Consider the following 8,612-nt stretch of genomic DNA (forward strand, 5'->3'; position numbering starts at 1 on the left):
GTGCCTTTCGTCGTACGCACAATGCTGCCGTTGCTGCGCGCCGTCCACCGCCACTTCCCGAAAGCAGGGGGCTCCGCCCCCTGCACCCCCGCTCCTCAAACGCCGGAGGGGCTACCAGAGTCGGGAAGGGGCGGGGCTGGGGATCCTGCTACTCCGCCTTGATCGCCGTCAGCATGTTCAGACGGGCGGCCCGCCGCGCGGGCCACAGCGCCGCGAGGACGCCCACCACCGCGGCCAGGGCGAGGAACAGGCCCATCCGGCCCCAGGGCAGGACCAGTTCGTACGTCCCGAGCGATCCGCCGATCAGCTCCCCGGCCGCCCAGCCGAAGAAGACGCCGAGGCCGATTCCGAGTACGCCGCCGAAGAGCGAGATGACCAGGGACTCCATCCGGACCATGCGCTTGATGCCGCGTCGGTCCAGGCCGATCGCCCGGAGCATGCCGATCTCCGAGGACCGTTCGAAGACCGACATCGCCAGGGTGTTGATGACGCCGAGCACCGCCACGATCACGGCCATGGCGAGCAGGCCGTACAGCATGTTCAGCATCAGCGTGAACATCTGGGCGATGCCCTCGGAGACGTCCTTCTTGTCCTCGACCAGGACCGCGGGGTTGTCGCCGAGACCCTTCGTCAGGGCGTCCTTGGCCGCGTCGGTCGCGCCGTCGCGGGTCTTCACCATGACCCGCATGTCCGTGATCTCGGACTGGTGCGGGGCCAGGGTGTCCTTGTCCAGGAGGATGCCCTGGATCATCTCGTTGCCCTCGTAGACGCCCGAGACCCGCAACGTGCCCTTCTTGCCGTCCTCGTACGTCACCGGGAAGGTCGAGCCGGTCTTCCAGCCGTGCCGCTCGGCCGTGGCCTGGTCCACCACCGCCTTCTTGCCGCCGAGGTCCGCGAACGAGCCGTGCGTGAAGTCGAGTGCGGTCAGGTCGCCGATGGTCTTGGCGTTGACGCCGGTCAGGTACTCGGTGTCGCCGTCGATCCGGGACGGGGAGTTGCGCAGCGGGGTCGTCGCCGTGACCTCGTCGAGTTCGTTCAGCTTCTTCTCCACGTCCGGCGAGAGCGTGTTGAAGTTCGCCATCGAGACGACGTAGTCGGCCTTCAGGGAGGACGTGGCCATCTTGTCGATGGCCTGCTGCACGCTGCCCGCGATGACCGTCATGCCGGTGATCAGGGTGAGGCCGATCATCAGGGCCGAGGCCGTGGTCGCGGTGCGGCGCGGGTTGCGGACCGAGTTCTGCCGGGCCAGCTTGCCGGAGACCCCGAAGAGCCGGAGCAGCGGCGCCGCGGCCGCGATGACCGGTCGCGAGAGCAGCGGCGTCAGGATGAAGACGCCGATCACGAGCACGCCTGCCCCCGCGCCCATCAGTACGTCGCCTTCCTTGCCCATGCCCGTGGCGGCCAGGACCCCGGCGATGCCCGCGCCCGCGAAGAGCGCGCCGGTGGTGTTCCGTACGACCAAGGACTTGGTGGTGGCCGTGGCGTGCACGCTGTTCATCGCCGCCACCGGCGGGATCTTGGCCGCGCGGCGGCCCGGCAGCCAGGCGGCGAGGACGGTGACGACGATGCCGACCGCGAGGGACGCGGCGACCGTCGTGGCCGACACGGCGAGCGGCCCGTCGGGCACGCTCGCGCCGAAGGAGCCGAGCAGCGAGCGCAGCCCGGCGCCGATGCCGATCCCGGCGGCCAGGCCGGTGACCCCGGCGACCGCGCCGACCACGAACGCCTCGATCAGGACGGAGCGCGTGACCTGGCGCCGCGAGGCGCCCACCGCGCGCATCAGGGCCAGCTCCTTGGTGCGCTGGGCGACCAGCATGGTGAAGGTGTTGGCGATGATGAAGATGCCGACGAAGAGCGCGATCCCGGCGAAGGCGAGCATGCCGGTCTTCATGCCGCTCATGCCGCTCTCGATCTGCCGGGCCTGCTCGTCGGCGAGCTCCTTGCCGGTGGTGGCCTCGGCGGCGCCCTTGGGCAGGACCTTGCCGAGCTCGGCCTTGAGCGCGGTCTGCGACGTACCGGGCGCGGCCGTCACGTCGATCTCGCTGAAGCCGCCCGGCATGCCGTAGAGCTGCTGCGCGGTGGCGGTGTCGAAGAGGGCGAGGCTGCCGCCCGCGGCGACATTGCCGTCATCGGTGGTGAAGATGCCGGTGATCTTCTGCTTGAGCACGGGCCCGTCGATGGAGAGGCGTACGGTGTCGCCGACCCGGTAGCCCGCACGCTCGGCCGTCCTGGCGTCGAGGGCGAGCTCGCCCTTGTGCTGCGGGCCGCGACCCTCGGACATCGGGTAGCGGGCGTCCTTGCCGTCCTTGCCCGGGTAGTAGTTGGCGCCGGTGGTGGCCCAGCCCTCGCCGACGAGCTTGCCGTCCTTCCCGGCGATCGCCGCGAAGCCGGAGACGACACCGGTCGCCGACTCGGCGCCGGGCACCTGCCGCGCCCGGTCGAGCAGCCGCTGGCTCAGCCGCTCGGGCGCGCCGGGCCGCCCGGAGGCGGAACTGTCCCCGCCGTCCCCGGGCTTGATGGCCACGTCGACGTGGTCGAAGCCCTTGGCCGAGCTGTTCTGGTAGGCGCGCGAGACGGTGTCGGTGAAGACCAGGGTGCCGGAGACGAAGGCGACGCCGAGGAGCACGGCGAGCACCGTCATCAGGAGCCTGGCCTTGTGCGCGAAGACATTGCGCAAGGCGGTACGGAACATGGTGTGAAGTCCTGGGGTCCTGGGATGAGTTGGAGGCTGCTCGGCGGGTCAGGGCCGGGTCAGCTGACGCGGCCCTTGGCGTCGAAACCGGGGGTCTGGGGCCGCGCGGCGCCGGCCGCTGATGTCGCGCCCCCAGGAAGACGCCGCATGAGGTCCAGGACGGTGTCGGCGGTCGGCTCGTGCAGTTCGTCGACGATCCGCCCGTCGGCGAGGAAGACGACGCGGTCCGCGTAGGCGGCGGCGACCGGGTCGTGGGTGACCATGACGACGGTCTGGCCGAGCTCGCGCACCGAATTCCGCAGGAACCCGAGGACTTCGGCCCCCGAGCGCGAGTCCAGGTTCCCGGTCGGCTCGTCGCCGAAGATGATCTCCGGCTTGGAGGCCAGGGCGCGGGCCACGGCGACGCGCTGCTGCTGGCCGCCGGAGAGCTCGCTGGGCCGGTGGCTGAGCCGCCCGGACAGGCCGACCATCTGGATCACCTGCTCGACCCACTGCTTGTCGGGCTTACGGCCCGCGATGTCCATGGGCAGCGTGATGTTCTCGTACGCCGTGAGCGTCGGCAGCAGGTTGAACGCCTGGAAGATGAAGCCGATCTTGTCCCGGCGGAGCCGGGTGAGCTGCTTGTCCTTCAGGGACCCGAGCTCGGTGTCGCCGATCCGTACGGACCCGCTGGAGAACGAGTCGAGCCCGGCCACACAGTGCATCAACGTGGACTTGCCGGAACCCGAGGGGCCCATGATCGCGGTGAACTCGGCCTGCCGGAAGTCGACCGTGACGCGGTCCAAGGCGACCACCTGGGTCTCGCCCTGGCCGTAGATCTTGGACAGCTCGGTGGCGCGCGCGGCGACGGCGGTGGCCTGCTGCGCGAGGGGGGTGGTGGTCACGGTCGGGTGCTCCTGTCGGCATGGCGGGGCGGGACTTCGCGATCGGACCGTTCCATCGTCCGGTCCGTTTTCCCCGCCGCAGTCAGGCCCGGGGCCGGTTTGCGGGTTCCTCTGCAGACGGACCCCGGGGCCCGCCGTCCTACTTGGGGATGACGCCCGACCCTGAGCCGGGCCATCTTCCGAGGGACGGAATTCCGTCATTCCTGGACGCGGTCCGGGCGCCTCGGCAGGCCCGTAGCGGCGGCCCCGAGGACCGCTTCTGTTGTCTGACGCACCCTCAATCGTCAACAAAACAAGACAACATCGAGTCGGTCTTGAGCTGTTCGGGGGAAGCCTCCGGATAGGCTCGGAGGTCCGACAGACGCGGAGTCCACGGCCTGCCCGGATGGTGGAATGCAGACACGGCGAGCTTAAACCTCGCTGCCCCTCGGGGGCGTACCGGTTCGAGTCCGGTTCCGGGCACCTTCCGCCCTCTTGCCCCGCTGCGTTCTGCCGTGACCGCGTTTCGTTCCCGGGCCGGACGTTGCCCTTGTCGCCCGGGCGCGGGAAGATCCTCCTAGAGCACTAGGGTGCAACTTTTGCCTACCCATTACTCTTGACGCAAGGCCACGCAGGGTGGCCATGGAGGAGTGAAATGAGGAGCAGCAACCCGGTCTTCTCGCGACGGGGGTTCAGCCGCGACAACGGCTATGCGGGCTTCGGCTCGGCGCCGCAGGCCGGGGGCCCCGCCGTCGGTACCCAGGGCAACCCGTACGCGGGCGGTAACCCGTATGCCCAGGCCCCGACGAACCCGTACGCGCAGAACCCCTACGCGCAGCAGGACCTCCAGCAGGGCGCCCCGCAGGCCCCGGTCACCACCGGCAACCGGATGACGATGGACGACGTCGTCATGCGGACGGGCATCACGCTCGGCCTGGTGATCGCGGGCGCGACCGTCGCCTGGGTGATGAACCTGGCCCTTCCGATCGCCATCGGCGCGGGCCTCGTGGCGATGGTCCTCGCCCTGGTCCAGGCGTTCAAGAGGAAGGCCGTCCCGGCGCTGATCCTGGCGTACGCGGGACTTGAGGGCCTCTTCCTGGGCGCGATCAGCAACTACATCAACACGTACGTCGCCCAGGGCGCGGCCATGCAGGCCGTGCTCGGCACGATGGCCGTCTTCGTGACGATGCTCGTGCTCTACAAGACCCGGATCGTCCGGGTCACGGCGCGCTTCACGCGTTACCTGTTGATCGCGGCCTCCGCGTTCCTGGTACTGACCGCCGTGAACCTGCTGTTCGCGGTCTTCGGCGGCGGTGACGGCCTCGGCTTCCGCACCGGCGGCCTGGGCATCGTCTTCGGGCTCGTCGGCATTCTGCTCGGCGCCTTCTTCCTCGCCCTGGACTTCAAGCAGGTCGAGGACGGCATCGCGTACGGCGCTCCGCGCGAGGAGTCCTGGCTGGCCGCGTTCGGTCTGACCCTGACCCTGGTCTGGATCTACCTGGAGATGCTGCGCCTGATCTCCATCTTGCAGGGGAACGACTGACGTTCCTCGGCGTAAGCGCACACAGAAGGGCCCGCGGATCGCTCCGCGGGCCCTTCGGCGTCTGGCGGCGGACTCAGAGGAGCCTGCGCGCAGCTCGCCTCATGTCGTATTCGTGGATGATCGCTTTCGCGTGGCCGTAGGCGAGGTCGTATTCGCCGCGTAGCCAGCTGACCTTTTCCTCGAAGCGGAGGAAGGCTGGGCCTTCGTCGACCGCGCGGAGCCAGTCGGACACTTCGCGGCCTGTGCAATGGGGGATGCGGGCGAGCAGATTGCGGTGGGTCTCCTCGGAGAAGACTAGGGACATCGGCGCCTCCGGACGCTGTCGATGCAAGTCCTTCACGTCACCGTGCCTGAGGGTTGGGGTGTTGGCAACAGCCCGGGAGCGGCGCATAGGGTCGCGGAGTGCTTGATACGACGCCTCTGAACGATGCCGTGGACCAGTTCGCCGACCGTCTGCGGGCCGCCACCGAGAGCCGCCTCCAGCGCGGCGCGGCGGCCGAAGCGCTGGCTCTGGCCAGGCAGTTGGCGGTGTGGGCGCAGCGGATCGAGGAGGGTCTGCCGCCGGGCGCTCAGCCGCTCGAGCCGCGGGAGCTGCCGGATGCGGGGCTGTTCACGGTGGCCGACCAAATCACCGTTGCGGGGCGTGATTTGGCCGTCGTGCTGACGGATGAGGCGGAGCTCGCGGAGGCGGTCGAGCTGGTGCGGGGCGCACAGAAACGTGCGGGCGTGTAGGCGGAGCTTCCGGCTCACGTTGCGTACCGTCGTCCGTGGTCGCCGCTTCTGGGGGCTGCGCCCCCCAGACCCCGCTCCCTTCGCGCCGAAGGCGCTCGTCCGCAAACGCGGGACGGGCTTTATTTGGTCACGCAGGGGTCACGCAGAGGCTATGACGCGGTCCGCGAGGATGTAGACGTTCTCGTCGCCGCAGGCGAACGTGAGGGTGTACGCGCCCGATACGCCCGAGCCGCCGAGCAGGACGGGGGCGTCGCCCGCGCGTACCGCCGAGGCAAGCCGTTCCGCGGTCTCGCGGTGGCCCGGGGTCATGCAGAGCGTGGTGCCGTCGCCGAAGACGTACACGTCGAGGGTGCCGAGCGGGCCGGGGCGTACGTCGGTGAGTGCGGTACGGGACCGGGCGAGGTCGTCGAGACAGCTGACGGTGTGCTCGTGGTCGCCGCGGACGTCGGGGCCCTTGTGGAGGTCCAGGTCGTCGTCGTGGGGCTCCCTGGGGGGCCGGACCGGGACGAAGTCGGGGTGCGAGGGGTGGCGGCGGCGGGCCGCGGCCAGCTCGGGGGAGTCGTCCGGGAATTCGTCGGTGGCGCTGGCGAACTCCTCGGCGGGTTCGGCCAGTTCGTGCTCGAGCTCACGCTCACGCTCGCGCTCGTCGAGGCCCGCGAGGTCGGCCTGCCGGGGCAGGAACAGCTCCTCGGCCAGGTTCGGGGGCAGGCTGCCGAGCGGGGACGGGGCGTCCGCGGCGTCGCGGGCCTCCTGTGCGGCCCAGAAGGCGCGGGCCTCGGCCAGTTCGCGCTCCCGCTCGTCGGCGAGGGCCTCGGCGACGGCCGCGCGGATGGTGGCCGTGTCCGGGGCCGCCTCGGTGCCGGATGCCTCCGGGGCGGTGCGGGCGGCGGGGACGGCGGCGTGCGTGCAGCCGTTCGCCGCGAGCTCGGTGAGCTCGGTGAGCTCGGCGCGGAGCGAGGAGACCTCGGTGAGCTGCTTGCGGAGGCCGCGTGCGGTGTGCAGAGCAGCGGTGCCCACGGCCGTGGCAGCGGCGGTGGCGAGCAGCAGGGCAAGGGACATGGCGCTCACTGACGTACTCCCGGTTCCAGTCGACCCCCGACTTCCTACAACAGCTTGTCGGAGCGGGTTAAAGCCTGTCAGTGCATTAGGGCACGAAATGGACAGGTCTTTCTACCCGGGACTTCTGGGTTCAACCTCGTGACCTGCAAAAACATAACTCCCCCAGGGCGAAGGTCACATCCTGGGGGAGTTTTTGTCACGGGCGGGACTCAGCGGGTCACGGGGCGTCACGCGGGGCCGGGTGACCGCCCGGTCACGCTCGGCGTTCCGGGGCTCAGCTGAGCCGTTCGATGATCATGGCCATTCCCTGTCCGCCGCCGACGCACATGGTCTCCAGACCGAACTGCTTGTCGTGGAACTGGAGGGAGTTGATGAGCGTGCCGGTGATCCGGGCGCCGGTCATGCCGAAGGGGTGGCCGACGGCGATGGCGCCGCCGTTGACGTTCAGCTTGTCGAGCGGGATGTCGAGGTCGCGGTAGCTCGGGATCACCTGCGCGGCGAAGGCCTCGTTGATCTCGACCAGGTCGATGTCGCCGATGGTCATGCCCGCGCGGGCGAGGGCCTGCTTGCTGGCCTCGACCGGGCCGTACCCCATGATCTCGGGGGAGAGGCCGGTGACGCCGGTGGAGACGATCCGGGCGAGCGGGGTCAGGCCGAGCTCGGCCGCCTTCGTGTCGGACATGATGACGAGCGCGGCGGCGCCGTCGTTGAGCGGGCAGCAGTTGCCCGCGGTGACGAGCCCGTCGGGCCGGAAGACCGGCTTCAGGCCCGCGACGCCCTCCATGGTGACGCCCGCACGCGGGCCGTCGTCCTTGCCGACGACCGTGCCGTCCGGGGTGGTGACGGGGGTGATCTCGCGCTCCCAGAAGCCGTTCTTGATGGCTTCCTCGGCGAGGTTCTGGGAGCGGACGCCGAACTCGTCCATGTCCTGGCGGGTGATGCCCTTGAGGCGGGCGAGGTTCTCGGCGGTCTGTCCCATCGCGATGTACGGGTCCGGGATCAGGCCGTCCTCGCGCGGGTCACGCCAGCCGGTGCCCTCCTGCTCGGCGCGGGCCGCGGTGCGGGCCTCGGCGTCGGCGAAGAGGGGGTTGTGGGTGTCGGGGAGGCCGTCGGAGCTGCCCTTGACGCTGCGCGAGACCATCTCGACGCCCGCCGAGATGAAGACGTCGCCCTCGCCGGCCTTGATGGCGTGCATCGCCATGCGGCTGGTCTGCAGGGACGAGGAGCAGTAGCGGGTGATGGTGCAGCCGGGGAGGTGGTCCATCCCCATCTGTACGGCGACGATGCGACCGAGGTTGTGGCCCTGCTCCCCGCCGGGGAGGCCGCAGCCGAGCATCAGGTCGTCGATGTCCTTCGGGTCGAGCCCGGGGACCTTGTCGAGGGCGGCCTGAATGATGGTGGCGGTCAGGTCGTCCGGGCGCAGGTCCTTCAGGGAGCCCTTGAAGGCGCGGCCGATGGGGGAGCGGGCGGTGGAGACGATCACGGCTTCGGGCATGAGGGGGCTCCCTTGGTGCGGATTCGGCAGGACCGTGAGGGAAGTTACCTGCACGTAGTGCGAAGGTCACCGTTGTCGACGTGTGACGCCTGCCTCTTTTCTAAGCGCTTGCTCAGGGTGGTTTTCTTCCCCACCCCACCCCTTCCCGAAACTGGGGCTCCGCCCCAGACCCCGCTCCTCAAACGCCGGAGGGGCTGATTAATAGCCTGTCCGGCGCTTGAGGACGAG

At 69.9% G+C, this 8,612-nt stretch carries 7 protein-coding genes and 1 tRNA gene; 3 read left to right on the forward strand and 5 right to left on the reverse strand.

The window, feature by feature from the left end; genetic code table 11:
• Positions 1–148 precede the first annotated feature (148 nt).
• Both ACWD10_RS38115 and ACWD10_RS38120 read right to left on the reverse strand, forming a co-directional pair.
• The gene (locus ACWD10_RS38115) at positions 149–2,692 is read right to left on the reverse strand and encodes an ABC transporter permease (RefSeq protein WP_451098386.1); all 2,544 of its coding nucleotides are present in this window, start codon (positions 2,690–2,692) and stop codon (positions 149–151) included.
• A 59-nt stretch (positions 2,693–2,751) separates the two neighbouring features.
• A complete protein-coding gene (locus tag ACWD10_RS38120; RefSeq protein WP_451098388.1) occupies positions 2,752–3,576 on the reverse strand; it encodes an ABC transporter ATP-binding protein in 825 nt (274 codons plus the stop codon).
• A 379-nt stretch (positions 3,577–3,955) separates the two neighbouring features.
• On the opposite strand from ACWD10_RS38120, the gene ACWD10_RS38125 reads away from it, so the two are divergent.
• Together ACWD10_RS38125 and ACWD10_RS38130 are read left to right on the forward strand one after the other, a co-directional pair.
• Positions 3,956–4,038 (forward strand) — tRNA-Leu (locus ACWD10_RS38125).
• A 172-nt stretch (positions 4,039–4,210) separates the two neighbouring features.
• Complete coding sequence (locus ACWD10_RS38130) at positions 4,211–5,098, forward strand: Bax inhibitor-1/YccA family protein (protein WP_451098390.1); 888 nt, start codon at positions 4,211–4,213, stop codon at positions 5,096–5,098.
• Positions 5,099–5,171: 73 nt separating this feature from the next.
• Here ACWD10_RS38130 and ACWD10_RS38135 read toward each other — a convergent pair whose 3' ends face one another.
• On the reverse strand, positions 5,172–5,402 hold the full coding sequence (locus tag ACWD10_RS38135; RefSeq protein WP_451098397.1) for a DUF4287 domain-containing protein: 231 nt from the start codon (positions 5,400–5,402) through the stop codon (positions 5,172–5,174).
• Between the two features lie 98 nt (positions 5,403–5,500).
• Between ACWD10_RS38135 and ACWD10_RS38140 the strand changes: the two genes are divergently transcribed.
• Entirely contained in the window at positions 5,501–5,830 is a 330-nt protein-coding gene (locus ACWD10_RS38140; RefSeq protein ID WP_451098392.1) for a hypothetical protein, read from the forward strand.
• Positions 5,831–5,968: 138 nt separating this feature from the next.
• Here the strand turns inward: ACWD10_RS38140 and ACWD10_RS38145 are convergent, their stop codons facing one another.
• The gene (locus ACWD10_RS38145) at positions 5,969–6,898 is read right to left on the reverse strand and encodes a hypothetical protein (protein WP_451098394.1); all 930 of its coding nucleotides are present in this window, start codon (positions 6,896–6,898) and stop codon (positions 5,969–5,971) included.
• Between the two features lie 265 nt (positions 6,899–7,163).
• Positions 7,164–8,384 (reverse strand): acetyl-CoA C-acetyltransferase, encoded by a 1,221-nt coding sequence (locus ACWD10_RS38150; protein WP_451098395.1) that lies wholly within the window; start codon positions 8,382–8,384, stop codon positions 7,164–7,166.
• Between the last annotated feature and the right edge of the window lie 228 nt (positions 8,385–8,612).

The organism is Streptomyces sp. NPDC002851, from assembly GCF_053591935.1.